This window comes from Streptomyces sp. NBC_01363, assembly GCF_026340595.1.
Taxonomy (GTDB): Bacteria; Actinomycetota; Actinomycetes; order Streptomycetales; family Streptomycetaceae; genus Streptomyces.
This window is the reverse complement of the sequence record NZ_JAPEPF010000001.1, coordinates 3,868,029-3,894,242: the sequence shown is the minus strand read 5'-3', so window position 1 is coordinate 3,894,242 and position 26,214 is coordinate 3,868,029. Positions and strand designations below refer to the sequence as shown.

Genomic DNA, 26,214 nt, shown 5'->3' with positions numbered 1-26,214 from the left:
CGGCGCCCCGCTCGTCCCTCGGGCGGGATGAACAGAACGATCAGGCACGCTTCGGTCTTCTGCCTGCTGCTGGTCCTCGCCCTGCTGGGGCGGGCGACCTGGGTGCAGGCGTACCAGGCACGGGCGCTCGCAGACGACGACCACAACCGGCGGAACACCATCGCGCAGTACGCGCAGCCGCTCGGTGACATCATCGTGGCCGGAAACCCGGTCACCGGATCGAAGAGGACGGTGGGCAGCGACCTCGCGTACAAGCGCACATACACCCAGGGGGAGCTCTACTCGGCCGTCACCGGCTACAGCTCGCAGGCATACGGCGCCACGCAGCTCGAAGGGATCTACAGCCATGTGCTGGACGGCACCGACGACCGGCTGAAGAACCCGATGGACGCGTTGACGCGCAAGCAGGCGGCCCCGGGCAACGTCCTGACGACGATCGACCCGGGCGTGCAGAAGGCCGCGTACGAGGCGCTCGGCGACGACAAGGGGGCGGCGGTCGCGATCGACCCGAAGACCGGCCGGATCCTGGGCATGGTCTCGACCCCCTCGTACGACCCGTCGGCGATCAGCGGGACGACGGACGGCGAGGCCTGGCAGAAGCTGCTCGACGACGAGGACAAGCCGATGGTCAACCGCGCGCTGCGGCAGCCGCTGGCGCCCGGTTCCACGTTCAAGCTGGTGGTGGCGGCCGCGGCGCTGGAGGACGGGCTGTACGGCTCGGTCGACGAGCGCACGGACAGCCCCAATCCGTACACGCTGCCCGGCACCAGCACCGTCCTGCGGAACGAGAGCGCGTCGGCGCCCTGCGAGAACGCCACGCTGCGCACCGCGCTCCAGTACTCCTGCAACAACGTCTTCGCGAAGGCCGCCGTGGACCTCGGCCAGGACAAGGTCAGGGCGATGGCGGAGAAGTTCGGCTTCAACACCGACAAGCTCGATGTGCCGGTACGGGCGTCCACGAGCGTCTACCCGTCCGGCATGGACAGGCCGCAGACGGCGCTCACGGGCATCGGCCAGTTCGAGGTCACCGCGACGCCGTTGCAGATGGCCATGGTCTCGGCCGCCCTCGCCAACGGCGGCGAACTGGCCGCGCCGCACATGGTGTCCGAGGTGACCGACTCCAAGGGCGGCACGCTTCAGGAATTCGCGGACGGCGACACCGAGCGGGTGGTCTCGCAGTCCACCGCCGAGCAGCTGCGCAGCGCCATGGTGACCGTCGTCGAACAGGGCACCGGCACCAACGCCCGGATCGCCGGAGCCGAGGTGGGCGGGAAGACGGGTACCGCGCAGAACGGCGTGGGCAACAGCAAGACCCCGTACGCCTGGTTCACCTCGTACGCGAAGGACGCGTCCAGTGGCAAGGAGGTCGCGGTCGCCGTGGTCGTCGAGGACTCGGGCGCGGCGCGCTCGGAGGTCAGCGGCAACGGTCTGGCGGCGCCGATCGCCCAGAAGATGATGAAGGCGGCACTGGCGGGCTGAGAGGGCGGCGGGAGCCGTACGCCGGATCCGGCGCGGGCGCGTGGCCCCGGGCCCGCACCCGCGCCGGACGTGTTCACGGACGTCCGGCATGTGCCCTACTCCCCGCGCGGGGCCGGCTCCTCGCTCCGGGTGCGGCATAGGGCATCCTCCCGATGCCGCCGGGGCACCTCGGTCAGCAGCCTGGACCCATGACGATGGCGCTGGTCGGGAGGGTTCGGTGGGTGCGGTGGGTGCGGTGACGGGGTCGGCGACGGTGCGGGTGCTGCGGGACCGTACGGCCGGGCTGTTTCTGGTGGTGGTCGTCGTCTCGGGTTTCGGGACCTCCGCGATGTGGCTCGCGGCCGGGGTCTGGGTCAAGTCCCTCACGGGGTCGGACAGTCTGGCGGCACTCGCCGTGTTCGCCATGTGGCTGCCGGTGCTGGTCGGGCCGGTGCTCGGGACGATCGCCGACCGGATCCCGGCGAAGCCGCTCCTCGTCGGGTCGAATCTCGTCATGGCGGGGCTGCTCACCTCGCTGACGACGGTCGATTCGGCGGGCCGGATCTGGATCCTCTTCGTCGTGCTCGTCCTGTACGGCGCGAGTTTCGTCCTGATGGGCGCGGCCGAGTCGGCGCTGATCGCCGGGGCCGTCGACGCACGGCTGCTGGGTGATTTCAACGGGCTGCGGATGATGGCGAGCGAGGGCATGAAGCTGCTGGCGCCGCTGGCCGGTGCCGGGCTGTACGCGCGGTTCGGGGGCGGGGCCGTGGCGCTGCTGGACGCGGTGTCGTTCGCGCTGGCGGCCGGGGTCTGCGTGCTGCTGCCGGCCCGGGAGCCTGTCGAGGCCTCGCCGGCCGGCCAGCGGGGCGAACTCACCGCGGGCATACGGCAGGTGTGGGGTTCGCCGGTGCTGCGACCGCTCGTGCTGGCGGGCTCGGTGGCGATGCTGTGCGCGGGGCTCAACGGGGCCGCGATCTACGCCGTCATCGACATCGTTCTGGGGCACTCCCCCACGTACGCGGGTGTGCTGTACGCGGTGCAGGGCGCCGGGTCCGTCGTGGTCGGGCTGCTGGCCGGTCCGCTGCTGCGGCGGCTTCCGGAGCGGGTGTTCACGGCGGCCGGGATCGCGCTGTTCGCGGTGGCGGTGGGGGTGCGGGCACTGCCGTACGACGCGGTGGCGCTGGTGGCGAGCGCGGCCGTCGGGGCCGGGCTGCCGTGTGTGCTGATCGCCGCCATGACGGCGGTGCAGCGGGAGACTCCGGAGGCCGTGCTGGGCCGCACCGCCGCGACCGCCAACACGATGATGATGGTGCCGAACGCGGTGGCACTGGCACTCGGCGCGGGCCTGATCGCGCTGGTGGACATCCGGGTGCTGCTGCCGCTGGTCGGCGCGGCGGGACTGCTGACCGCGACCCTGCTGGTGACGGGCCGGCGGGGGAGGCTGACGGACACCCCCACCGGCCCGCTTCCTTCATCGGCGGAGGCGTGAAAGCGCTCCGGCGACGGCCCGGAGGTCGGGGTCGGATGCCAGCCCGGCGTGGTACAGCCGCAGTTGGTCCGCACCGAGCGACACGGCGTGCGCGGCGTCCCGCTCCAGCGTGGCGGGGCTGCCGCCCATCCCCGTGACCACGGAGAAGTTGGCCGCGAGCACCCCGTCGCGCCCGGCGAACGGGCCGAGTACGGCCTCGCGCGCCGCGTCGCCGCCGGTGCAGGGCAGCACCACACCGTCCGCCACGGACAGGATGTGCTCCGGGTCGACACCGACGTTCGCACCGGTGCGGTGGGGTACGGGGTCGGCGTGCAGCAGCACCTGGAACCCCGGCTCCGCCGCCGCCCGTACGGCGGCGACCGCGGACTCCTGGAGCGTACGGGCGGCCTTGCCGCGCCACTGGAGGGTGGCGGCGGCGAGGTCGGCGCCGAGGAGCTTCCCGATGCCCGCCCGGCCGGCCTCCGGGGAGCCGGAGCCGGCCCAGACCGGTTCCAGCGCCGCGCGTACGGCCGCGGCCAGCCCGTCGGCGTCCAGGCCGTGTTCGGCGTAGCCGGTCCGGCAGTCGGAGCAGAAGCAGAGCGACATCAGATACTGCGCCGCGTCCCCGAGCCCGACACCCGCGATCTTGTCGTGTGCGTGCAGATGCGCGAAGCCGTACCAGCCGCAGGACTCCAGTTCGGTGCCGCGCGCACCGGCGCGCACCGCCGCCTCCGCCGCCAGTGCGACCAGGTACTCGCGGACCGCGGGCCGGGCGATGCACGGGGCCCAGGGGTACCGGTCGCCGTAGGCGTTGACCACGGAGGTGTCCGGATGTTCGGCGCCCAGCCGGGAGTTGTGGGCCAGGACCACCCAGGTGTGGACCTCCAGACCGGCATCGGTGAGGGCCTCGGCGGCCTCGGCGAACGGATCGTCCGAGGCCACCCAGGACTGCGCGTGGGGACGGAGTTCGCGCCCTGCCCACCGGGCGGGGTCCGGCGGGTAGAGCACCGCGGCGTGCTCGGCGGTGACGATGCGGCGGGCGGGGTGACGCGGGGTCAGCGCCCGGGTGGAGTGGTAGGCGGCGGCGAGCGTCACCTGCTGGACACCCAGGTCCGCGACGCGGGCGGCCGCGTCCGGGTCGCCGATGACGTCCCAGGGGTAGAGGAAGGCCGAGGTCTTCACCCGCGCCGCTCCTGCCCGTATTTCTCCAGCAGGGCCCGGCCCCGCGCGATGATCGCGGCGAGCTCCTCGACGTGGGCGGCGGGCGGCTCGGTGAGCGGGGTTCGGACCTCGCCGACGTCCAGGCCGCCCAGCCGGACTCCCGCCTTGACGAGCGAGACCGCGTAGCCGCGGCCCTTGGCGCGCAGTTCGACGAGCGGGCGGTAGAAGTGGTCGAGCAGGGCGCCCGTCAGTTCGTCGTCGCCGGAGTCCATCGCCCGGTAGAAGGCGAGCGCGATGTCGGGCGCGAAGGCGAAGACGGCGGAGGAGTAGAGCGTGACGCCGATGCCGCGGTAGGCCGGGCCGGTGAGTTCGGCGGTGGGCAGCCCGTTGAAATACAGGAAGTCCCGGCCCGGCAGTTCGGTGCGGACGGCGCTGACGATGCGCTGCATCAGGTCGAGGTCGCCGTAGCCGTCCTTGAGACCGATGACGCCGGGCGTCCCGGCCAGTGCGACGACGGTCTCGGGGGTGAAGACGGCGTTGTCGCGCTGGTAGACGATCGTCTCCAGGGAGGTGGCCGCGGCGAGGGCGGCGTAGTGGCCCAGCAGCCCTTCCTGGTCGGCGACGACGAGATACGGGGGCATGGCGAGGAGCCCGTCCGCGCCCGCTTCCTCGGCGAGCTTCGCGTACTGGATCGCGAGCGCCGTGCCGTATCCGGCCCCCGCGACGACGGGCACCTCTCCGGCGGTCTCCTCGACGGCCGCGGCGACGACACGGCGGAACTCCTCCGGCGTGAGCGCGTGGAACTCACCGGTGCCGCAGCAGGCGAAGACCGCCGCCGCACCGGCGTCGACGCCGGACCGCACATGCGCGCGGAAGGCATCGAGGTCGACGGCGCCGTCCGGTCCGTACGCGGTGACGGGGAAGAAGAGCGGCCCGGCGACACGGCCGAGTCGGGCGGCAAGAGGGGCTGAGGTCACTGGCGCTCCCTGAGCGGGTTCAGGCGTGCACAATTCTGATCGGCGTCCATATTCATGAACACCTTCACGCTAAGGCAGCCGTCCGGCGCAGGTCAAGGAGGGGGACGCGCGAGACAGCCGACCCCGAAGGCGGAGTTGAGGCGGAGTCACCAGCTCCGGGCGAGCGGCACCCACCCCGGGGCCGCACACTTGACTCCGTACGCCAGGACTTCTTAGCTTGTCCACGCATATGAATGTCGTCCATGGATTTGGTGTCCCGCGGGCAGGTGTCGCAGGTACCGCAGGGGCCGTGCCGCGCGCCCAGGCCACGCGTGGGCACCTACGTACCGAGGAGATCCGCGTATGCCCGCTCCCCGCACCGTCCTGCTCACCGGCGCCGCCGGCGGCCTCGGCACCCTGATGCGCGGGCTCCTGCCCGCGTACGGCTACGAGCTCCGCCTCTTCGACGTCGTCCCCGTCGAGGGCGAGCCGGACGCGATCACCGCCGATCTCGGCGACCGGGAGGCGCTGCGCGAGGCCGTGCGGGGTGTCGACGCGATCATCCACCTCGCGGGCATCTCCCTGGAAGCCTCTTTCGACAAGATTCTCCGGGCGAACATCGAGGGCACGTACAACCTCTACGAGGCCGCGCGCGACGAGGGCGTGCGGCGCATCGTGTTCGCCTCCTCCAACCATGTCGTCGGCTACACCCCCCGGCCGCTGCCCGGCGACCCGCTGATCCCCATCGGCGCCCCGCGCCGCCCCGACACCTTCTACGGCCTGTCCAAGTCGTTCGGGGAGGACCTCGCCCAGCTGTACTGGGACCGGCACGGCATGGAGACTGTCTCGGTGCGCATCGGCTCCTGCTTCCCCGAGCCGACATCGGTACGGATGCTCTCGGTCTGGATGAGCCCCGCGGACGGCGCCCGGCTCTTCCACGCCGCGCTCACCGCCGAGGACGTGCGGCACACCGTCGTCCACGGCTCGTCCGACAACACCCGGCTGTGGTGGGACCTGACGACGGCCCGCTCGCTGGGATACGAGCCGCGGGACGACTCGGAGCCGTACGCGGCCCGGCTCATCGCCGAACAGGGCGAACTGGACCCGGACAACCCCGACCACGCCCACCTCGGCGGCCACTTCTGCACCAACCCGCCGATCTGGCCGCGCTGACGACGGCCCGGGGAAATCCGCGCGACAGAACAGCCGTGCGGCGGGCAGGATGCGGAGCCATGCCGAGACCTTCCGGATTCCTGCACGAGCAGCACGGCGACGCGAGCATCACCCTCACCCACCACGGCCGACCTGCGGGCACGCTGCGCGGCGGCCGGGCGGAGAAGTTCCTGGCCGAGGTGGAGTCGGGGGACGCACAGCTGGTGATGGCCCGCTGGACGGGGGCGTACAAGCACGGCAACGAGCGCGCCGCCCGCAACCACCTCCGCAACCGCTGACAGGGCGTACGGGCGGGTGCCCACCCCGCACGGCCGAAGATCCACGAAGATCCACGGAGGTCGGCCGAAGAGCCGCGAAGGTCGGCGAAGGTCGGCGAAGGTCGGCGAAGGTCGGCGAAGGTAAGGGAACGGCAAAGCGAAGTCGTTCGTTACCCCGAGCATGACCGCTATGACCCCCGGCTCGAACATCCCTCTCTCCGCTGCCCGCGTGGCAGTGGACGTCTCCGCACCGGTGCGGCTCGACGTTTCGGGCCTGCTGCTCACCGTCGACGGCAAGGTGCGCTCCGACGACGACTTCATCTTCTACAACCAGCCCAACGGCCCCGGCGTGACCTACCGCTCCGGCGGCGGCACCGCGCCGGACGCGATCGTGGTGGACACCGCCGCGGTCCCGCCCGGCATCGAGAAGATCGTCGTCACGGCGAGCCCGGACGCGGCGGGCCAGACCTTCCAGGGCATCGAGCCCACCGCGACGGTGCGCAACGCCGACGACGGCAGCGTGCTCGCCACGTTCACCCCGCCCCGGCTGGGTGCCGAGACGGCGCTCGTGGTCATCGAGGTCTACCTCCGCAACGGCGCCTGGAAGGCCCGCGCGGTCGGCCAGGGCTATGCGAACGGACTGGCCGGTATCGCCACGGACTTCGGCGTCTCGGTCGAGGAGGAGCCCGCCGCCGCACCGGCCCCCGCGCCCGTGGCGCCCCCGGTGCCCGCCGCCGCACCGGTGGACCCCCGGATCGCCGCGCCCCCGGTCCCCGCCGCCCCGCCGGCTCCGCCCGCCGCCCCGCCCGCACCCGCCGGCGGCAAGATCAACCTCGACAAGGGCCGGGTCAGCCTCCAGAAGAACCAGACGGTCTCCCTGGTCAAGGGCGGCCGGCCGCTGCTCTCCCAGGTCAAGATGGGCCTCGGCTGGGAACCCGCGTTCCGGGGCAAGGACATCGACCTCGACGCCTCCGTGATCGCCTACGGCCCCAACCGGAACCACCTGGACAGCTGCTACTTCGGCAAGCTCTCCATCCTGAACGGCGCGATCAAGCACTCCGGCGACAACCTCACGGGCGAGGGCGCGGGTGACGACGAGGTCATCGTCGTGGACCTGGGCCGGATCCCGGCGGAGGCGACCGGCCTGGTCTTCACGGTCAACTCGTTCACCGGCCAGAAGTTCACCGAGGTCGCCAAGGCCTACTGCCGACTGGTCGACGCGGCCACCGGCGAGGAGCTGGTCCGCTTCGACCTGACCGGCGCCGAGCCGCAGACCGGCGTGATGATGGCCAAGCTGATCAAGCAGTTCTCCGGCGAGTGGGAGATGACGGCCATGGGCGACTTCGTGAAGTCGCGCACCGTCCGCGGCATGGTGAAGCCTGCCGCCCAGGCGCTGTGAACGGGGCGTAGACCTCCCGATACGGCTTCAGGGGCACCTGCGGGTGCAGGTGCCCCTGAAACCGGAGAGCGTGACGGGGACGCGGACGCTGCGCGTACTCGCCGCCTCTCTCCGAGCCCGGTCGGCTCTCAGAGCTTGGTCGGCTCTCAGAGCTTGGTCAGCTTGGAGTACGGGCTCAGGATCCTCCCCTGTCGCCCCGAGAAGTCGATGAGCACCGCGTCGTTGTCGCCTTCGACGGCAAGGACGCGGCCGAGACCGAACTGGTCGTGCGACACCCTGTCGCCCACATCGAACAATTCGACCGGTGGGGCCGCCTGGGCCGGGCGGTTGAAGGGACTGGACGGCAGGTGGCGCCGGGAACCGGCTGACTGTTTCATTACCTTGAGTATGCGCCCTGGGAACGCCCGACGCCATGCCCGTTCGCCCCTGGGGGCGCACTGATGCCGGATTCGTGACCCGCCGGAGGCGAGCGGTTCCGCGCCCCGGCCCGTCTCCGGCAGCGACATCAAGCGCGACGCCGCGTCCGAAAGACCCCCGAAGGTGTGGCGCATCCCGCCCCCCGCCGGGGCGTGTCCGGCCCCCGCCGCCGGCCCCCGGCGCGGGAGCCCGCGCCGGGGGCACCCGTACGAGCTACCGCTACTTCTGCGGCTGGCGCTTCCACGGGCCGGTGATGGCGAGCATGATGCCCGGCGTCTGGATGTTGGCGTACAGCGTCCGGCCGTCGGGCGAGAACGTGACACCGGTGAACTCGCTGAACTCCGGCTCCGCCTCGCTGCCGATGTTCAGCTCGTTGCGCGCGATGGGGTAGGTCCGGCCGCTCCCGGTCGCCCCGAAGAGGTGCTGGATGCCGTCGCCGTCCTCTGCGATGACCAGGCCGCCGTAGGGCGAGACGGTGATGTTGTCCGGGCCGTCGAAGGCGCCGTCCTTCGACGGGTCGGCGTTCACGCCGAGGAGCACCTTGAGCGTCAGCGTGCGGCGCTTCGGGTCGTAGAACCAGACCTGGCCGTCGTGCTGGACGGGGCTCTCGGAACGGGCGAACGAGGAGACTATGTAGGTGCCGCCGTCGCCCCACCACATGCCTTCGAGCTTGCGGGCGCGGGTGACCTCGCCGTCGGCGAACTGCTTGCGCACCGAGACGGTCCTGGCGTCACGGTCGGGCACGTCGACCCAGTCCACGCCGTACACCGTGCCGATCTTCGTGGCGCGGGACAGGTCGTCGACGAACTTGCCGCTGCTGTCGAAGCACTTGGTGGCCTGGAGGACACCGGCGTCGTCGGCGAGCGTGCGCAGCTTGCCGCGGCCGTGCCGGAAGCCGTGCGGCGGGACCCAGCGGTAGAGCAGTCCGTTGGGACCGGAGGCGTCCTCGGTCAGGTACGCGTGGCCGCGCTTGGGGTCGATGACGACGGCCTCGTGGGCGTACCGGCCGAACGCCTTGATCGGGTGCGGGTCGCGGTTGGCGTGCCGGTCGTACGGGTCGACCTCGAAGACATAGCCGTGGTCCTTGAGCAGGCCGTTCTTGCCGGCCTTGTCCTCGGTCTCCTCGCAGGTGAGCCAGGTGCCCCACGGGGAGGCGCCACCGGCGCAGTTGGTGGACGTACCGGCGATGCCGACCCACTCGGCGGTGCGGCCGTCGCGGCGGGTCTCCACGACGGTGCAGCCGCCGGCCGCGACCGGGTCGTAGACGAGGCCCTCGGCGAGCGGCACCGGGTGCTCCCAGCCGGCGCGGGTGCCGCTGAGCTCGTGGTTGTTGACGAGCAGGGTGACGCCGCGCGGGCCCTCGAAGGTGGCCGTGCCGTCGTGGTTGGAGGGGGTGTACTCGCCGGACTCCAGCTTGGTGACACCACTGTGGGTGATGACCTTGTACGAGAAGCCGGCGGGGAGCGCGAGTATGCCCTCGGGGTCGGCGATCAGCGGCCCGTAGCCGGGCTCGCGGCCGTGCCCGTGACCGTGGTCGTGCCCGTGACCCTCGTGGCCGTCGTGGCCGTGACCGTGCTTCGGGTCCCCGGCGGCCAGGGCGCCCGGGGCCGTGGCCAGCGCCGCGACGGTACCGGTCAGCGCGATGCCGGCACCGGTGAGGGCGGACTGTCTGGTGAATTCCCTGCGCGTGAAGGACATCACGTACTCCTGGGGCGACTGAGCGGGTTGTTGGCGCGCCCACAGTCGCGCCCCCGTGCCAACACCAGTTGAACTGCGGGCGACGCCGAGGGGCATCCTTCCTGTGCACTTGGCCGGAATGAATGCCCTGAAGTCGCCGCTCGCCGTCGACCGACCCGTTCGCGCCGCCCGCGTCATGCCCGGCCGGGCAGTCAGGACCCCTTGCGCGACCGGGCCTTGAACGCCGCCTTGCGGGCCTCCTTGGCCTTCTTCTTGTCGCTGTGCAGCCGGCCCATCGCTTCGAGGACGTCCGCGGTCGCCGGGTGCTCCACCCGCCAGGCCTCGTCGAAGAAGCCGCTGTGCTGGCCCGCCAGGCCCTCGACCAGGCCCTGGAGTTCGTCCAGATCGCCGTCGGCCTCCAGCTGGGCCGCGATCGTGTCGATGGCGAGCCAGAAGATCATCGACTCCGGCGGTGCGGGTACACCGGCCGCGCCCAGCTCCGCGAGCCAGACCCGGGCGAGGCCGCCCAGCTCGGGGTCGTCCAGCACCGCGCGCACCGCGGGCTCCGCCTCCGCGCCGACCAGGGCGAGCGCCTGCTGGCAGTGCAGCCTGCGCAGGGGTGCCTGCTGGTCCGTTCCGCGTGCCGCCGAGAGGAGTTCGGCCGCCGCACCGTCCGCACCGCCGCGCCGGGCGAGCCACAGCTCGACCTCGCTGCCGGCCGCCGCCTCGGGGTAGTACGCGATGCCGCCGAGCAGTGCGTCGGCGCCCTTGTCCGCCAGGTCGCCGATGGCCGGGGCGTCCACCCCGGCCTCCAGCATCCGGGTCCGCAGGCCGTACAGGCCGAGGGGGGTGAGCTTCACCATTCCGTACCGGGTGACGTCCTCGTCGTCGGCCGGCGGGGTGGCCTCCTCGCCCTCCTCGACCAGCAACGCCTCGTCCACCGGGCGGTATTCGACGATCCCGATGGGTTCGAGGACCCGGAACTGGTCGTCGAGGCGCATCATCGCCTCGGACACCTGCTCCAGGACGTCGTCGGTGGGTTCGCCCATGTCGTCGGGCACGATCACCGAGGCGGCGAGGGCGGGCAACGGTACGGAAACGGGGTCCGTGCCACCGTGGCCGTCGCCGACGGTGATCAGATACAGATTGCCGAGGACCCCGTCGAGGAATTCCGCCTCGATCTCCGGGTCCCAGTCCAGGGACTCGAAGTCGATCGAGCCGTCCTCGCCGACGAGTTCGGCGAAGTCGTCGAAGACGGGCGCGGTGGCGTCGGCGTGGACGGCCTCCAGGCCGTCGAGCCAGATCGACAGGACGTCCTTCGGCGAGCCTCCGGTGACGAGCGCCAGGTTCTCACCGGCGGTCGCGGTCCCCTCCGCGTCCGGCCCGGCGTCCTCGTCGGGGTCCTCGACGTCGATGAGCCCCGCGTCGACCGCGAGCCGCCACGCCTCGCTCGCCTCCGCCGCACCGTCCTCGTCGGCCGCCAGGCCGAGGTGCTCGGCCGCCGCGGGCAGTTGGGCGTCGACGAGCTCGCCGCCGGCGCCGACCCGGGTCCCGTCGCCCGCCCAGCGGGCGAGCCGGACGGCGCGGGCGAGCAGCGGTGCGGCGAGCGCGTCCCGTGCCAGCTCGGCCTCGGTGTGCAGCCGTACGGGCGGCAGGGTGGGGCGCTCTGCGGACATCAGGTGATTCTCCTCGGGGCGTGCCGGGCGTACGGATCGGGCGGCCCAAGCGTAGACGCATTTCGCCCCATGCTGCCCGGTTCATGCAACGGACAACAGCAGTCCACCCGGGAGACCTTGACAACGGCCTTGCGCACACAAGAGATTGACGCGCGTAGACCTCCACTCAGACCCTCGATACCCCCGGAGCCCGTGATGCCTGCCGCATCGTCCAGAACGACCGCCGTCTCCGCCGTAGTCACCGCCGCGCTCGCCGCCGGTCTGCTCACCGGCGCCGCCACCACCTCCGCGTCCGCCTCCACCACCCCCGACCGGGCCGTGGACGGCCAGGTCCGGATCCACGACATCCAGGGCTCCACCCGGATATCCCCGCTCGTCGGCCGGCAGGTCGGTGAGGTGCCGGGCATCGTCACCGGAGTGCGGACGTACGGCTCGAAGGGCTTCTGGTTCCAGGACCCGAACCCCGACGCCGACCCCGCCACCAGCGAGGGCGTCTTCGTCTACACCGGCTCCGCACCCACCGTCGCGGTCGGTGACGCGGTCACCGTCTCCGGCACGGTCACCGAGTACGTCCCGGGGGGCCTCGGCTCCGGCAATCAGTCGCTCACCCAGATCAGCAAGCCCACCGTCGCCGTGGTGTCCTCCGGCAACGCCCTGCCCGAGCCGGTGCGGGTCTCGGAGCGCTCGGTCCCCTCCCGGTACGCCCCGGAGGGTGATCCCGCCACGGGCGGCTCCGTCAACGCGCTGACCCTGCGGCCGTCCCGCTACGCCCTCGACTACTACGAGTCGGTCGAAGGCATGAACATCCGTGTCGGCACCTCGCGGGTGGTCGGCGCCACCGACGCACACGCCGAGCTGTGGGTGACGGTGAAGCCGCGCGAGAACGACGCCCGCCGCGGCGGCACCGTCTACGGCTCGTACGACTCGCAGAACACCGGACGGCTGCAGATCCAGTCCCTGGTGCCGCTCGCCGAGCAGCCCTTCCCCAAGGCCGACGTGGGCGACGTGCTGTCCGGTACGACCGAGGGCCCGCTCGACTTCAACCAGTACGGCGGCTACACGCTGACCGCCCGCACCATGGGCACGGTCACCGCCAAGGGTCTGCGGCGGGAGGTCACCCGCAAGCAGCGCGGTGGCGAGCTGGCCGTGGCGACGTACAACGTCGAGAACCTCGACCCGACCGACCCGCAGGAGAAGTTCGACGCGCTCGCCGCCGCGGTCGTCGACAACCTCGCCTCGCCCGACATCGTGGCGCTGGAGGAGATCCAGGACAACAACGGCGCGAAGAGCGACGGCACGGTCGCCGCCGACCTGACGGTGAAGAAGTTCACCGACGCGATCGTGGCGGCGGGCGGCCCGGCGTACGAGTGGCGCTCCATCGACCCGCAGGACAAGAAGGACGGCGGCGAGCCCGGCGGCAACATCCGCCAGGTGTTCCTCTTCAACCCGGAGCGGGTCTCGTTCACCGACCGGGCCGGCGGCGACGCGACGACGGCGACCGATGTCGTACGGGAGCGGGGCCGCGCCGCCCTGACCTTCTCCCCCGGCCGGATCGACCCGGCGAACGCGGCGTGGGAGAACAGCCGCAAGCCGCTCGTCGGCGAGTTCGGCTTCCGCGGCCGTCCGGTCTTCGTCGTCGCCAACCACTTCGCGTCCAAGGGCGGCGACGAGTCCATCTTCTCGGAGCACCAGCCGCCGTCCCGTTCCTCGGAGGTCCAGCGGCACGCGCAGGGCCAGGCGGTCAACACCTTCGTCAAGAAGCTGCTGAGCGTCCAGAAGAACGCGGACGTCCTGGTCGTCGGCGACATCAACGACTTCGAGTTCTCCGGCACGGCCAAGGCGCTGACGGCCGGAGGCGTGCTGTACCCGGCGATCAAGTCCCTGCCGCGCTCGGAGCGTTACAGCTACGTCTACCAGGGCAACAGCCAGGTCCTCGACCAGATCCTGACCAGCCCGTCGATCCACGACTACCACTACGACAGCGTGCACATCAACGCCGAGTTCGCCGACCAGAACAGCGACCACGACCCGCAGGTGCTCCGCTTCCGCCCGTAGCAACGGCCCTACGCGCCCGCCCCCGGCCGGATGCCGAGGGCGGGCGTGTACCGGTGCACCCCGCCGCCGGTCACCCCCGGGTACGACCGCACCCGTTCCCACTGCGGCGTGACCGACCCGATCCCGGCACCGGGCGCGGCCAGGGCGTCGATGTGGGCCTCGGCGCTCTCCCATTCGGCGTAGTTGAGCACGCGCGTCCCGTCGGTGCTCACATGGAAGTGCCCGGAGATGCCGCCGGGGGCGTGCGCCGGGTCGGTTCCCAGCGCCTCGAACACGGTGTCCACCCAGTCCCGTTGCCGCGCCTTGTCCGCCCCCTCGAACTCGACGTCGACGATCACGACGCAGCCCGGCTCCCGCCCGTCGCCCTCACCCAGGGACACGGAACGGTAGAGCTCCAGGGTGTGCAGTCCGAGCCGCCGGATGCCCGGCACCGCGGCGTCGATGTCCGCGTTGCGCTCGTCCCTGCCCTGCCGGAAGAAGTCCTGGTACGCCTGCTCACCACTCCACTGGCTGTAGTGGAACAGGGTCTTCCCGTCCTCACCGGCATGGACGGTGTACGAAAGAAGTCCCGGATGGGGCCAGTCCCGGCCGTCCCACGCCTCACGAATGGCCTCGATCGTCCGCCGCATGCGCTCCGGGGTGCCGACATCCCAGGTGCTCGCCTTGACGAGTCCGACGTCGTTTCGGGCAAGATCGGGACGGGATTGGAATCGCACGCTCATGACGGGTCCTCCTGACCGGGGCGCCCGGGTGGTGCGCCGCTGTCGGCCACCCTGGTACGTCAAGCGCGCTTGAGGTCAACAGCACGCCCTGTCGACACCGTCGGGCCCACCGACAGCACAACGAACGGAGTACCGCATGGCACCCCACCTCAGGACGATCAGCCGCGAGGAGCATCTGGCGTTCGTCGCGAGCCGTCCGGCCGCGAGCCATATGCAGGTTCCGTCATGGGGCGATGTGAAGCCCGACTGGCGCGCGGAGAGCATCGGCTGGTTCGAGCGGGACGGTGCGGGCGGGGAACGGATCGTCGGGGCCGGACTCGTCCTGTACCGGCCGATCCCCCGGGTGAAGCGCTATCTGGCCTATCTGCCGGAGGGCCCGGTCATCGACTGGCACGGCACGGAGCTGGGGCAGTGGCTGGAGCCGATGCTGGCGCACCTGAAGGCACAGGGCGCGTTCTCGGTGCGCATGGGCCCGCCGGTGGTCGCCCGGCGCTGGGACGCCCGGACCGTCAAGGACGCCATCGCCGACCCGGCCTCGGGGCGCCTGCGCGACGTGCCACCGGACGCCGAGGAGCCGCGGGCCGCCGAGGTCGTGGAGCGGCTGCGCGGGCTGGGCTGGCGGCGGGGCGAGGAGGAGAGCGAGGACGGTTTCAGCGCGGGACAGCCCCGGTACGTCTTCCAGGTGCCGTTCGCCGGGCTGTCGCTGGAGGAGATCCGGGGCAATCTGAACCAGCAGTGGCGCCGCAACATCAAGAAGGCGGAGAAGGCGGGCGTCAAGGTCGTCGAGGGCGACTACGAGGACCTCCCGGCCTTCTACGAGCTGTACCGCGAGACGGCCGAACGCGACCGCTTCGTCCCTCGTCCGCTCGCCTACTTCCAGCGCATGTGGACCGCGCTGCGGGCCGAGGCCCCCGACCGGATGCGGCTCTACCTCGCCCAGCACGACGGGGAGACGCTCTCCGCGGCGACGATGCTGACCGTGGGGAACCACGTCTGGTACTCCTACGGCGCCTCGACCGGCCGCAGGCGCGAGGTCCAGCCCAGCAACGCCATCCAGTGGCGCATGATGAGCGACGCGCACGAACGGGGCGCGGCCGTCTACGACTTGCGCGGCATCACCGACACCCTGGACGAGAGCAACCATCTGGTGGGCCTACTGCGCTTCAAGGTCGGCACGGGCGGCCGGGCCGCGGAGTACATCGGCGAGTGGGACTACCCGATCAACAAGGTGCTCCACAAGGCCTTCACCCTCTACATGGCTCGCCGCTGAGCGGCGCGGCGCCCGTGGCAGACTCGGGAACATGATCCTTCGCACCGCCACCCGGGCCGACCTGCCGGCCGTCCTCGCCCTGCTCGCCGACGAGGATCGGGTCGTCGATCCGGCCTCGGTCGCGGTCGACGACGCGTACGAGAGGGCCTTCGCCGCCATCGAGAGCGACCCGCGCAACGAGATGCTGGTGCTGGTGGACGGTGACACCGTGCTGGGCTGCGCCCAGGCGACGTACATACCGGGGCTCGGCAGGAACGGCGAGGAGCGGGTGCTGATCGAGGCGGTACGGGTCAGGGCCGACCGGCGGGGCGGCGGGCTGGGGCGGGAGCTGATGAGGCAGGCCGTCGACCGGGCCCGGCTGCGGGGGTGCGGGCTGATGCAGCTGACCAGCGGCAAGCCGCGCGCGGACGCGCACCGGTTCTACGAGTCGCTGGGCTTCGCCCGCAGCCACGAGGGCTTCAAGCTCGCCCTCTGACCCCGCGCCGCCGTGGTGCTGCTACGCGGGGTCGGTCCGCCACGCGGTCATGTTGAGTTCGTCGAGCAGCCGTACGTCGCTGCCCTTGAGCGGGAAGGTGCGCGCCTCCAGGCCGGGGGCCGGTGCGATCTCCAGGGCGTCGCCCTCGATGAGGTCGCCGCCGGTCGGGGTGGAGACCCAGGCCAGCAGTGATCGCATCGTCTTCCCCGGCTTCAGCACGACCTCCTGCGGCCCGTGATCGCTGCCCATGTAGGAGGAGCCCGGGTTCACCGGGACGGGCAGCGGATCGCCGGCCTCGTCCAGGGCCCGGACGGACGGGTAGCCGTGGACCCGGTACGGCTTGCTGCCGCAGTTGGTGAGGGTGAGCCCGACGGCCCGGTGGCCGAGTGCCGCCTCCACCTCGCCCATGTCGACGACGACGCCGGAGGACGGGCAGCCGGCCGGGACGGTGGGTGTGGGGGCGGGCCCCTGCGCGGCCGGAGGACGGTCGGGAAGTTTGGTGGCGACGCTGGGGAACGGGGTCGGCAGCTTGTCGGCGTGCACCCGGTACGGATCGCTGGGCGTCGGTTCCGGCTCGCCCTCGCCCGCCGGTACGAGGAACCCGGCGCATCCGGAGAGCGCCAGGCCCAGCGCCCCGGCCAGCAGCCCGGCCGCCAGCGGTCCCCGTCTCCCGGTCCCCGCCCACGCCAGTCCTCGCATGCTCACGCACCCACCCCGATCTCGGCCTGTCGCATAGGCGTTCGATCATGCCAGACCCGTGGGCGCGACCCCACGACCGTTCAGTCCTTCTTTCCGCTCGCCCCAAGCAGATCTAAGTGGACCTTCACGGTCCGGTCGACCGAGACTTCGGGTATGACCGCACCCACAGCCCCCTTCGGCCGCGCGCTCTGCGCCATGATCACGCCGTTCACCGCCTCCGGCGAGCTGGACCCGGAGGCCGCCGGGAAGCATGCCGCCGCCCTGGTCGCCGATGGTTGCGACGGCCTGGTGCTGAGCGGTACCACCGGCGAGTCGCCGACCACCACCGACGCCGAGAAGACCGCGCTGCTGCGGGCGGTGCGGGCGGCGGTCGGCGACGGCGTGCCGATCGTCGCCGGGGTCGGCAGCGCGGACACCCGGCACACCGTGGACCTCGCCCGGCAGGCCGAACAGGCGGGCGCGGACGGCCTGTTGGTGGTGGCGCCGTACTACAGCCGGCCGCCGCAGACCGCCGTCGAGGCGCACTTCAGGCGCGTCGCCGACGCGACCGGCCTTCCGCTGATGCTGTACGACATCCCCGGCCGCACCGGCACCCGCATCGAGCCGGAGACCCTGCTGCGGCTCGCGGAGCACCCCCGCGTCACGGCCGTGAAGGACTGCGCGTACGACCTGCTCGGCTCCACGAAGGTGATCGGCGCGACCTCGCTGGCGTACTACTCGGGCTGCGAGGAGCTGAATCTGCCGTTGTACGCGGTGGGCGCGGCGGGCTATGTCAGCACGGTCGCCAATGTGGCGCCCCGTCGGCTGAGGGCGGTCCTGGACGCGTTCGACGCCGGGGACACCGCCGGGGCCGCCCGGCTCAACCGGCTGGTCCTCCCCCTCGCCGAGGCGATGATGGCGTCCGGGCTGCCCGGCACGGTCACGGCCAAGGCGCTGCTCGGCGCCGGACCGGTCCGCGAACCGCTGCAGCCCGCCGGGCGCGAGGCGACCGACGGGCTGCGGAGGGTCTACGAGGAACTGCTTTCCGCCACGGATTAGTTGTGGCTGTGCAGGACGTCGTTGAGGCCGTCCCAGACCGCGTTGTTCGGGCGGGCCTCGACGGCGCCGGAGACCGAGTTGCGGCGGAAGAGGATGTTCGAGGCGCCGGAGAGCTCGCGGGCCTTGACGATCTGGCCGTCCGGCAGCGTGATGCGGGTACCGGCCGTGACATAGAGCCCGGCCTCGACGACGCACTCGTCGCCGAGCGCGATCCCGACGCCGGCCTCGGCGCCGATCAGGCAGCGCTCGCCGATGACGATGCGCTCCTTGCCGCCGCCGGAGAGGGTGCCCATGGTGGAGGCGCCGCCGCCGATGTCGGAGCCGTTGCCGACGACGACACCCGCGGAGATGCGGCCCTCGACCATCGACGTGCCGAGGGTGCCCGCGTTGAAGTTGACGAAGCCCTCGTGCATGACGGTCGTGCCGGCGGCGAGGTGCGCGCCGAGGCGGACCCGGTCGGCGTCGGCGATCCGGACGCCCTTCGGCGCGACGTAGTCCGTCATCCGGGGGAACTTGTCGACCGAGGTGACCTGGAGGTGCAGGCCCCCAGCACGGGCGTTCAGCCGCACCTTCTCCACGTCGTCCACGGCGACCGGGCCGAGCGAGGTCCAGGCGACGTTGGCGAGGAGGCCGAAGAGTCCGTCCAGGTTCTGGCCGTGCGGCTGGACGAGGCGGTGCGAGAGGAGGTGCAGGCGCAGGTACGCGTCGTGTGCGTCGAGCGGCTTGTCGTCGAGCGAGGCGATGACCGTACGTACGGCGACGATCTCGACACCGCGGCGGGCGTCCACGCCGATGGCCTTGGCGGCCCCCTCGCCGAGGAGGTTGACGGCCTGGTCGGGGGTGAGCCGTTCGGTTCCGGCCGGGCCGGGCTCGGCGGTGAGCTCGGGGGCGGGGAACCAGGTGTCGAGAACGGAACCGTCGCCGGCGATGGTGGCGAGGCCGGCGGCGACGGCGCCGGTGGTGCGAGCAGGAGTCGTGTCGGTCATGACACGAAACCTAACCGGCGAGGCACCGCGGGAGCCAACCGGTCTCGCCGGATGGTCGCGGCGCGGCCCCGGAGCCCGCCCGATGGTCGCGACGTGGCACCCGGCGCCCCCGGCCACCCGGTCAGCCGGGCTGCGCCTGCCGTTCGGGGGTACGCGCGGGAGCCTGCTCGCGCACCGGCCCCCGCAGCCGCCGCGCCGCCAGCACCGCCGCCCCCGCGCCACAGGCCAGTACCGCGCACGCGGGCCAGAGCAGTCCGGGCGCGTGGGCGTAGAGCGCACCGCCGAGCGGCGGCGCCAGCACCTGGCCGCTGATGGAGGCGCCCGCGTACAGGCTCTGGAAGCGGCCCTGCGCATGGGCGGGAGCCTGATCGGCGACGTACGCCGTCGCAGTGGTCTTGTAGAGGATCTCGCCCGCGGTCAGCGAGGCCATCATGGTGATGGCGAACAGCGCCCCGGCGCCCGGGATCAGCACCGCGTAGCCCAGCCCCACCAGCAACAGCCCGGTGCCCACGATGCCCAGCGGCGCCCGTCGGCGCAGCGCGTGCGCCGCAGGGAGTTCCAGCAGCAGGATGACGCCGCCGTTGACCGACAGCAGCCAGCCGTAGAACTGGGCGCCGTGGCCGTGCTCGGTGAGGAAGACGGGCAGGGTCGAGTACTGCTGCCGGTAGACGAGGTCGACGCAGAGAATCGCGGCGAGCAGGACCAGCACGGCGGGCCTGGCCCGCAGCTCCCGCCAGAGGCCGGGCGCGCCGGGGCCGTGGGCCGGCCGACCGTGCGCGGTGCCGTGCGCCGGGAGCACCGTCGCCGCGTACCAGGCGAAGAGCAGGGTCCCGAGGCCGTCGGCGACGAACAGCCAGTCGTACGAGAAGCGGGCGGCGATCAGCGCGCCCAGCGGCGGTCCCACGGCGAACGCGGCATTGCCCGCGGCCCGCACGAGGGCGAAGCTCCGACGCCGTCCGCCCTCGGGGACGGAGACCGCGACGAGTGCGGAGTTGGCCGCGCGCACGACGCCCGCCGCGTACTGCGCGAGCGGCAGCACCCCGTACATCGCCGCGATCGGAAGGACCGGCAGGGACGCGAGCGCCGCCCCGCTGACCAGCGCGCCGGTCAGGAGCATCCGGCGGTGGCCGTAGCGGTCGCCGAACCAGCCGCCGGTGAAGTTCCCCGCGACGAGGCCGATGCCGCCGATGCCCGCGACGACTCCGGCCTGCGGGACGCTCAGCCCGCGCGGGCCGGTCAGATAGACGAAGAGATAGACGAAGGTGAAGCTGACGACTCCGTTGAGAAAGGAGCCGAAGGCCAGCAGCCGCACCGTGCGCGGTACGTCCCGCACGATCCCGAAGAAACTCATCCCCAGCACCCTCCCCCAGTAAGTTTCCTTTGGGAACGGACTATGACATCATGCTTTCCTGCTGGTCAATCCGGTAAGAGGCGGATACCGAGACCGACGGAGGAGCCCATGCCCCAGCGCACCAGCCTGGCCGACGCCGACTGCGCGATCGCCCAGGCGCTCGATGTCGTGGGCGACTGGTGGACCCTGCTGATCGTGCGGGACACGGCGCGCGGGGTGTGTCGCTTCGACGCGCTCCAGGAAGAGCTGGGCGTGTCCCGCAAGGTGCTGACGGAGCGGCTGCGGCTGCTGGTCGACGCGGAGGTGCTCTCCCGGGAGCCGTACCAGGACCGGCCGCCCCGGTACGAGTACCGGCTCACCCGGCGGGGCCGCGCACTGCTTCCCGTACTGATCGCGCTCCAGGACTGGGGCGACACCTGGGTGCTGGGGGAAGGGGAAACGATGGCGACGGCCGCGGAGAGTTCGAAGGAGGCGGCCCGGGTGCACGCCCTGGTGGGCACCCGCCTGCCCGCACTGCGACTGCTGGACCACGACGGCGCGCCGCGCGACCCGGTCGCCGACACCCCGTACACCGTCCTGTACTTCTTCCCCGGCGCCTATGCCCGCCGGGACGCCTATCCGCCGGGCTGGGCCGAGATCCCGGGGGCGAGCGGCTGCACGCTCGAATCCTGCACGTACCGCGACCAGTTGGCCGAGTTCACGGCGGCCGGCGCGACCGTGCACGGGGTCTCCACCCAACGCCCGGACGAGCAGCGGGCCTTCGCGGACGCGGAGCGGCTGCGGTTCCCGCTGCTGTCCGACGCGGAGCTGGAACTGACGGCGGCGCTGCGCCTGCCGACCTTCCGCGCGGGGGGGACCAGCCGGATGAAGCGGCTGACGCTGGTGGTGGACCGCGACCGGACGGTTCGCGAGGCGCTGTATCCGATCACGGACATCGAGGCGAGCGTCCGGGCGGCCCTGACGGCGGTACGGAGCGGGGACCCGTCCGGCGCTTGAGGGACGCCCGCGGGCGGAGCGGCCCGCGCCTGGCGGTCACCCCGACGCCCGGGGGTGCGGCCCCGGGCATCGGTCCGCACGCGCGGGCGGAGCCGTCATCCGGCGATCCGCCCCAGCATCTCGCGCGCGTACGCCTCGTCGTACTCGCCGCCGGTGAGCAGCACCTGCAGACAGATCCCGTCCATGAGCGCGATCAGCGCCCGCGCCGTGGCCGGATCGGTCCGCCGGGACAGCAGCTCGGCGGTACCGTCGGTCCACTCGCCGGCGACGGGCCGCAGCGCGGGCCTGCGGAGTGCGGCGAGATACAGCTCGTACTCCAGCTCGGCCCGTCCGCGCCCGCCGGAGAAGTACGCCCCCAGCAGCCCGGCCAGCTCCGCGGCGAGGTCGGACTCCGGGCCGGTCAGAGCCTCGCTCTCCCGCATGACCTCGGCGAAGTTCTCGTTCGACCGGCGCAGCGCGGCGATCAACAGCTCGTCCAGCGAGGCGAAGTGATACGTCGTCGAGCCGAGCGGCACATCGGCCTCGGCCGCGACGGAGCGGTGGCTCAGCCCCGCGATTCCTCTGGCGCCGACCACCCTGATCGCGGCGTCGATGATCCGGTCGCGCCGCTCGGGGTCGTAGCGGCGCGCCATCAGTGGGCCCCGCCCAGATTCAGCACCACCACTCCGGCGATGACCAGCGCTATGCCCGCCAGCTTGACCGGGCCGCCGGACTCCCCCATGAAGAGGATGCCGATGGCGGCGACCGCCGCGGTGCCGATCCCGGCCCAGATGGCATAGGCGGTGCCCACCGACAGCGTCTTCAGCGTCTGGGCGAGCAGCCCGAAGGCCACCAGGTATCCCGCGACGGTGATCAGCGAGGGCCAGAGCCGGGTGAAGCCCTCGCTGTACTTCATGGCCGTCGTGCCGGCCACCTCCGCCGCGATCGCCGCGGCCAGCAGTCCGTATCCCATGTGTACGAGTGTACGCATCGCCGTCCGCACGACGGTACGGGCGCTTCCCGCCGGTCGGGACGCTACGGTGTCCCGACCAGCACACCGGACAACGACATACGACGGAGCAGCAGTGGCGCAGGACGCAGGGTGGGGCGGCGGAGCACCGTACGGAGGGCCCCCGGGACCCCCGGGATGGGGCGGCTGGATGCCGCCGCCGAAGCCCGGGGTGATACCGCTGGTGCCCCTGAAGCTCGGGGACATATTCAGCGGCGCCTTCAGCACGATGGGGCGCTACTGGAAGCAGCTGTTCGGCATCGGCGCGGCCGTGTACGGCGGGTCGCTGGTGTTCATGGCCGCCGTGGTCCTGATCGGGTACTCGGCGGTCAGCGGTCATCTGCACCGGATCATCGCGCTCAGCGCGGACGAGGACCCGGCGTCGTCCGACGTGGTGCCGATCGTGGTCGGTCTCGGTGTCGTCTGGCTGCTCGCCCTGATCGTCTTCGCGGTCGGAACGGCCATGATGTACGCGACCGTTCCCGCGATTCTGCAGGAGGCGGTGCTGGGCAGGCCGACCACCTTCTCCGTCATCTGGCGCCGGGCCTGGTCCCGCGTGCCGGCGGTGTTCGGAACGGTGGTCCTGACCTTCCTGATCGCGATGATCCCGACGGTGCTCGTGGTGGTCGGCTTCTTCGCGTTCATGATCGGCGCCATCACCCTGGCGCACGGGGGCGATGTCGCGTTGTGGGCCGCGCTCGGCTTCCTGGGCGCCCTGGCCACCGCCCCGCTCGCGATCTGGCTCTGTGTGAAGTTCTGCCTGGCGCCCTCGGCCGCGGTGTTCGAGGGGCAGTCCCCGGTGGCCGCGCTGCGACGCTCCTCGCAGTTGGTGCGGGGCGACTGGTGGCGGGTCCTCGGGATCACCCTGCTCGCCTTCGCCCTGGCCGCCGTGGCGAACTACATCATCCAGATCCCGTTCTCGTTCCTCGGCATGTTCTCCGGCATCATCGGCGGATCGACCCTGGACGAGGACCCGAACCCCGCCGCGATCATCTTCGCCATGAGCGGCTACCTGGTGATCATGGCGCTGGGACAGCTGATCGGTCAGTTCATCTCGGCGACGTTCCCACAGCTGGTGACCGGGCTGCTCTACGTCGACCGGCGCATGCGTACGGAGAACCTGGGCCCGGCCCTCGCCGAGGCGGCGGCCGTACCCCCGCAGTACGGCCCGCAGTACGGCCCCTAGGACGGGCCCGCGAAGGCCCGCCCGGTTCCGCTCTCAGTCGATGAGCGAGTTCTTCGGTGTCAGCACACAGAACTCGTTCCCCTCGGGGTCCTCCAGCACCACCCAGGACACATCCGGCTGCTGCCCGATGTCGGCCCGCCGCGCCCCGAGCCCGATGATGCGCTCGACCTCGGCCTCCAGGTCGTCGGGGGCGAGATCGATGTGCAGCCGGTTCTTGACCGTCTTCCCCTCCGGTACGGGAACGAAGGTGATACCGGGACGGGCGGACTTGTCGGCACCGATGACGATCTCGTCCTCGGCCTCGAAGAGCAGCTGCCAGTCGAGCACTTGGCACCAGAAGCGGGCGAGCGACGGCAGGTCGTGGGTGTCGACGACAATGCTGTAAAAGGAAACGGCCATGCCCGCCAGTCTGTCCGGCGTGCATGGCCGTTCGCCACATCGAACCGCAAGGGCGTTCGACCCATCAGCCGCCGACGGTGAACCAGACGGCCCGGGACTTCTTCCATTCGACGTGGTCGAGATCCTTCGCCTCCGTGCCGTCCCCGTACAGATCAGCCGATCCGGCATCCGTGATCAGCTGTGCCCGGGTGCCCGGAACCGTCAGGTCCGGCACCTCCACGACGGCCTCCCAGCCGCCCGGGTCCGCCGTCGGCAGATCGGCCCGCTTGACCGGCGCGTGCGCGGCGACACCGTCCCAGGTGTAGAGGGCGTACGGGTCGGAGTTGTCGTCGGCAGCCCAGGAACCGGCCACGATCAGATACTGGTCGGCGGCGTTCTTCCGGATGTCCCGGATGCTGAGCCCGCCGAGGTCCAGCTCGATCGGCGCGCCCATGACCGCCTTCGCCCCGCTGCCGGCCACCTTGTCGAAGTTGGTGACGGGCACGATCAGGGCCTTGCCTCCCGACTTCGGCGGCACCAGGGGCGCCCGGAAGCCGAGATACGCGGTGGTCGTCGAGCCGGGCGCGAACTCCAGGCCCTCGATGTTGAACCCGTCGATCTGCTTGGGCGCTTCACCGTCCGCCGTCCCCGCGGCGAAGCCGAGCCGGTCGCCGTTCGCCTCGTCCCAGGCGACGAGGTCGTCACGGAGCTTCTTGTACGAGCCGCCCACCGTCAGCTGGGTGGCGGCGCCCGACCCGGTCACCGTCGTGGTGAAGACGGTGTTGCGGCCGGACTTGTACTCGCCGTCCTTGTTGTTGCCGAGCGAACCGGTCCAGTAGATGGTGTTGCCGGCCCGTGCCGCGCCTTCGATGTCGATCTCCTTCGACACCCCGAGCTTCGAGCCGACGTCCCAGGTCTTCACCGGCGCGCCGGAGGCGGAACGGTCGTACAGGCGCAGCGTGTTGGACTCGTCGTCGGCCACGACCACGTAGCCGCCACCGACGTCGACGGCGGCCGAGGAGTCCGAGGAACCGGTGAGGTAGCGGGTGTCGGCGGCGTTCTGCACGGCGGCGGAGGCGGCGTAGTGCAGCGTCCTGGTGGCGGTCTTGCCGCCGAGTCCGGTGACCTTGATCGTGAGGTCGGTGTAGCCGCGCCCGTGTGCGGCGACCGTGAGCTTCCGGGTGCTCCCGGTCCCCGTCACGGTCACATCACCGGTCCCGGCGACGGACGGCTTGGAGCTGGCGGACGCCGCCACGCCGAGCGCGGTCGCCTCGGCCCCGCTCTGCGCGACGGTGACGGTCACCACGGGGTCGCCGGTCGCACCGACGGCGCCGGAGAGGTAGGAGACCGAGAGCCCGATCGTCGGCGTTCCGTAACTCGCGGCGTGCGCGGGGGTGTTGATCCCCAGGGCAGCCAGCAGGAGAACGCCGCTCGCGGCGGCGGCCGCCCTGCGGTCGGGGAGCGAAAACTGATGCAGCACGGCATGCCTCTCGTCGGCGTGGTGTCGCGGGTACGTTCCGGTACCCATGCCAACGAGGGACACACATCATGCGTACGGCAGACGAAGCGACGACGAAAAACGGCCCCCGGGCCGGGGGCCGTTCGTCGTCGGCGGTGGGCTCAGACGTTGAAGCCCAGGGCGCGCAGCTGCTCGCGCCCGTCGTCCGTGATCTTGTCGGGGCCCCACGGCGGCATCCAGACCCAGTTGATCCGCAGCTCGTTGACGATGCCGTCGGTCGCCGACTTCGCCTGGTCCTCGATGACATCGGTCAGCGGACAGGCCGCGGACGTCAGCGTCATGTCGAGGGTGGCGATATTGGCGTCGTCGATGTGGATGCCGTAGATCAGGCCCAGGTTGACGACGTCGATGCCCAGCTCGGGGTCGACCACGTCGTACAGCGCCTCGCGGACCTCCTCCTCGGAGGCCGGCTTGGTGGTGAGAGTCTCGTTGTCGCTCATGCCGTCTTCCCTTCGGACAGCGCTTTCGCCGTCGCGTCCTTCCACGCCATCCAGCTCAGCAGCGCGCACTTCACCCGGGCCGGGTACTTCGAGACACCGGCGAACGCGACCGCGTCCTCCAGCACCTCCTCCATCGCGTCGTCCGGCTCCAGCTGGCCCTTGGACTGCATCAGCTCCAGGAAGGTCTCCTGGATCTTCTGCGCCTGGCCCAGTTCCTTGCCGACCAGCAGGTCGTTCAACACGGAGGCGCTGGCCTGGCTGATGGAGCAGCCCTGGCCCTCGTACGACACGTCGACGATGGTCTCGCCGTCGTACTTCACCCGGAGAGTGATCTCGTCGCCGCACGTCGGGTTGACGTGGTGCACCTCGGCGTCGCCGTCCCGCAGGCCGCGCCCGTGGGGGTGCTTGTAGTGGTCCAGGATCACTTCCTGGTACATGGAATCAAGCTTCACCAGTCAACCCTCAGCCG

26 protein-coding genes are annotated in these 26,214 nt (G+C 71.7%); 11 read left to right on the top strand and 15 right to left on the bottom strand.

Annotation, left to right across the window (positions count from 1 at the left end):
- The first annotated feature begins 27 nt into the window (after positions 1–27).
- The gene (locus OG611_RS17895; protein WP_266421021.1) at positions 28–1,479 is read left to right on the top strand and encodes a penicillin-binding protein 2; all 1,452 of its coding nucleotides are present in this window, start codon (positions 28–30) and stop codon (positions 1,477–1,479) included.
- A 235-nt stretch (positions 1,480–1,714) separates the two neighbouring features.
- Positions 1,715–2,947 carry an MFS transporter gene (locus OG611_RS17890; protein ID WP_266425979.1) on the top strand — a complete coding sequence of 411 codons (1,233 nt, stop codon included), beginning with the start codon at positions 1,715–1,717 and terminating at the stop codon, positions 2,945–2,947.
- On the opposite strand, the gene OG611_RS17885 is transcribed toward OG611_RS17890, so the two are convergent.
- Both OG611_RS17885 and OG611_RS17880 read right to left on the bottom strand, forming a co-directional pair.
- Positions 2,930–4,108 carry a hypothetical protein gene (locus tag OG611_RS17885; RefSeq protein ID WP_266421018.1) on the bottom strand — a complete coding sequence of 393 codons (1,179 nt, stop codon included), beginning with the start codon at positions 4,106–4,108 and terminating at the stop codon, positions 2,930–2,932. The genes OG611_RS17890 and OG611_RS17885 overlap by 18 nt on opposite strands.
- The gene (locus tag OG611_RS17880) at positions 4,105–5,064 is read right to left on the bottom strand and encodes a 5-dehydro-4-deoxyglucarate dehydratase (protein WP_266421015.1); all 960 of its coding nucleotides are present in this window, start codon (positions 5,062–5,064) and stop codon (positions 4,105–4,107) included. Before OG611_RS17880 ends, OG611_RS17885 begins: the two co-directional genes overlap by 4 nt.
- 342 nt (positions 5,065–5,406) lie before the next feature.
- Here OG611_RS17880 and OG611_RS17875 point away from each other — a divergent pair, with 342 nt between their 5' ends.
- The 3 genes from OG611_RS17875 to OG611_RS17865 all read left to right on the top strand — a co-directional run bounded on the left by OG611_RS17875 (position 5,407) and on the right by OG611_RS17865 (position 7,872).
- Positions 5,407–6,216, top strand: a complete 810-nt coding sequence (locus tag OG611_RS17875; RefSeq protein ID WP_266421013.1) for an NAD(P)-dependent oxidoreductase — start codon at positions 5,407–5,409, stop codon at positions 6,214–6,216.
- 59 nt (positions 6,217–6,275) lie between these two features.
- Entirely contained in the window at positions 6,276–6,494 is a 219-nt protein-coding gene (locus tag OG611_RS17870; RefSeq protein ID WP_266421010.1) for a hypothetical protein, read from the top strand.
- Positions 6,495–6,654: 160 nt separating this feature from the next.
- A complete protein-coding gene (locus OG611_RS17865) occupies positions 6,655–7,872 on the top strand; it encodes a TerD family protein (RefSeq protein ID WP_266421008.1) in 1,218 nt (405 codons plus the stop codon).
- A 146-nt stretch (positions 7,873–8,018) separates the two neighbouring features.
- On the opposite strand, the gene OG611_RS17860 is transcribed toward OG611_RS17865, so the two are convergent.
- The 3 genes from OG611_RS17860 to OG611_RS17850 form a co-directional block, all read right to left on the bottom strand.
- Positions 8,019–8,249: a hypothetical protein gene (locus tag OG611_RS17860; protein ID WP_037711258.1), complete on the bottom strand. Its 231-nt coding sequence runs from the start codon at positions 8,247–8,249 to the stop codon at positions 8,019–8,021.
- Positions 8,250–8,508: 259 nt separating this feature from the next.
- Complete coding sequence (locus OG611_RS17855) at positions 8,509–9,987, bottom strand: alkaline phosphatase PhoX (protein WP_266421006.1); 1,479 nt, start codon at positions 9,985–9,987, stop codon at positions 8,509–8,511.
- Positions 9,988–10,178: 191 nt separating this feature from the next.
- Positions 10,179–11,642: a hypothetical protein gene (locus tag OG611_RS17850; RefSeq protein ID WP_266421004.1), complete on the bottom strand. Its 1,464-nt coding sequence runs from the start codon at positions 11,640–11,642 to the stop codon at positions 10,179–10,181.
- Between the two features lie 195 nt (positions 11,643–11,837).
- Here OG611_RS17850 and OG611_RS17845 point away from each other — a divergent pair, with 195 nt between their 5' ends.
- Positions 11,838–13,697, top strand: coding sequence for an endonuclease/exonuclease/phosphatase family protein (locus OG611_RS17845; RefSeq protein WP_266421002.1), 1,860 nt, complete (start codon positions 11,838–11,840; stop codon positions 13,695–13,697).
- Positions 13,698–13,705: 8 nt separating this feature from the next.
- Here the strand turns inward: OG611_RS17845 and OG611_RS17840 are convergent, their stop codons facing one another.
- Positions 13,706–14,419 (bottom strand): antibiotic biosynthesis monooxygenase, encoded by a 714-nt coding sequence (locus OG611_RS17840; RefSeq protein ID WP_266420999.1) that lies wholly within the window; start codon positions 14,417–14,419, stop codon positions 13,706–13,708.
- A gap of 136 nt (positions 14,420–14,555) precedes the next feature.
- On the opposite strand from OG611_RS17840, the gene OG611_RS17835 reads away from it, so the two are divergent.
- Together OG611_RS17835 and OG611_RS17830 are read left to right on the top strand one after the other, a co-directional pair.
- Positions 14,556–15,689, top strand: a complete 1,134-nt coding sequence (locus tag OG611_RS17835) for a peptidoglycan bridge formation glycyltransferase FemA/FemB family protein (RefSeq protein ID WP_266420996.1) — start codon at positions 14,556–14,558, stop codon at positions 15,687–15,689.
- A 31-nt stretch (positions 15,690–15,720) separates the two neighbouring features.
- Positions 15,721–16,164, top strand: a complete 444-nt coding sequence (locus tag OG611_RS17830; RefSeq protein ID WP_266420993.1) for a GNAT family N-acetyltransferase — start codon at positions 15,721–15,723, stop codon at positions 16,162–16,164.
- A gap of 21 nt (positions 16,165–16,185) precedes the next feature.
- On the opposite strand, the gene OG611_RS17825 is transcribed toward OG611_RS17830, so the two are convergent.
- Positions 16,186–16,863, bottom strand: coding sequence for a DUF4232 domain-containing protein (locus OG611_RS17825; RefSeq protein ID WP_266425976.1), 678 nt, complete (start codon positions 16,861–16,863; stop codon positions 16,186–16,188).
- Between the two features lie 153 nt (positions 16,864–17,016).
- On the opposite strand from OG611_RS17825, the gene dapA reads away from it, so the two are divergent.
- Entirely contained in the window at positions 17,017–17,901 is an 885-nt protein-coding gene (gene dapA, locus OG611_RS17820; RefSeq protein WP_266420990.1) for a 4-hydroxy-tetrahydrodipicolinate synthase, read from the top strand.
- Here dapA and dapD read toward each other — a convergent pair.
- A complete protein-coding gene (gene dapD, locus OG611_RS17815) occupies positions 17,898–18,887 on the bottom strand; it encodes a 2,3,4,5-tetrahydropyridine-2,6-dicarboxylate N-succinyltransferase (RefSeq protein WP_266420988.1) in 990 nt (329 codons plus the stop codon). The genes dapA and dapD overlap by 4 nt on opposite strands.
- Before the next feature lie 121 nt (positions 18,888–19,008).
- A complete protein-coding gene (locus OG611_RS17810) occupies positions 19,009–20,238 on the bottom strand; it encodes an MFS transporter (RefSeq protein WP_266420986.1) in 1,230 nt (409 codons plus the stop codon).
- Positions 20,239–20,346: 108 nt separating this feature from the next.
- Here OG611_RS17810 and OG611_RS17805 point away from each other — a divergent pair, with 108 nt between their 5' ends.
- Positions 20,347–21,234: a winged helix-turn-helix transcriptional regulator gene (locus OG611_RS17805; protein WP_266420984.1), complete on the top strand. Its 888-nt coding sequence runs from the start codon at positions 20,347–20,349 to the stop codon at positions 21,232–21,234.
- 95 nt (positions 21,235–21,329) lie between these two features.
- Here OG611_RS17805 and OG611_RS17800 read toward each other — a convergent pair whose 3' ends face one another.
- Together OG611_RS17800 and OG611_RS17795 are read right to left on the bottom strand one after the other, a co-directional pair.
- The gene (locus tag OG611_RS17800) at positions 21,330–21,866 is read right to left on the bottom strand and encodes a TetR/AcrR family transcriptional regulator (RefSeq protein WP_266420981.1); all 537 of its coding nucleotides are present in this window, start codon (positions 21,864–21,866) and stop codon (positions 21,330–21,332) included.
- A complete protein-coding gene (locus tag OG611_RS17795) occupies positions 21,866–22,186 on the bottom strand; it encodes a multidrug efflux SMR transporter (protein WP_266425973.1) in 321 nt (106 codons plus the stop codon). Before OG611_RS17795 ends, OG611_RS17800 begins: the two co-directional genes overlap by 1 nt.
- A gap of 187 nt (positions 22,187–22,373) precedes the next feature.
- Between OG611_RS17795 and OG611_RS17790 the strand changes: the two genes are divergently transcribed.
- Positions 22,374–23,408, top strand: a complete 1,035-nt coding sequence (locus OG611_RS17790) for a hypothetical protein (protein WP_266420979.1) — start codon at positions 22,374–22,376, stop codon at positions 23,406–23,408.
- 33 nt (positions 23,409–23,441) lie between these two features.
- On the opposite strand, the gene OG611_RS17785 is transcribed toward OG611_RS17790, so the two are convergent.
- The 4 genes from OG611_RS17785 to sufU form a co-directional block, all read right to left on the bottom strand.
- Positions 23,442–23,807: a VOC family protein gene (locus OG611_RS17785; protein ID WP_266420976.1), complete on the bottom strand. Its 366-nt coding sequence runs from the start codon at positions 23,805–23,807 to the stop codon at positions 23,442–23,444.
- A 64-nt stretch (positions 23,808–23,871) separates the two neighbouring features.
- Positions 23,872–25,266 carry a hypothetical protein gene (locus OG611_RS17780; protein WP_266420973.1) on the bottom strand — a complete coding sequence of 465 codons (1,395 nt, stop codon included), beginning with the start codon at positions 25,264–25,266 and terminating at the stop codon, positions 23,872–23,874.
- A gap of 140 nt (positions 25,267–25,406) precedes the next feature.
- Positions 25,407–25,745: a metal-sulfur cluster assembly factor gene (locus OG611_RS17775; RefSeq protein ID WP_093539690.1), complete on the bottom strand. Its 339-nt coding sequence runs from the start codon at positions 25,743–25,745 to the stop codon at positions 25,407–25,409.
- On the bottom strand, positions 25,742–26,197 hold the full coding sequence (gene sufU, locus OG611_RS17770) for a Fe-S cluster assembly sulfur transfer protein SufU (RefSeq protein WP_189541171.1): 456 nt from the start codon (positions 26,195–26,197) through the stop codon (positions 25,742–25,744). The genes OG611_RS17775 and sufU overlap by 4 nt, the downstream gene beginning before the upstream one ends.
- Between the last annotated feature and the right edge of the window lie 17 nt (positions 26,198–26,214).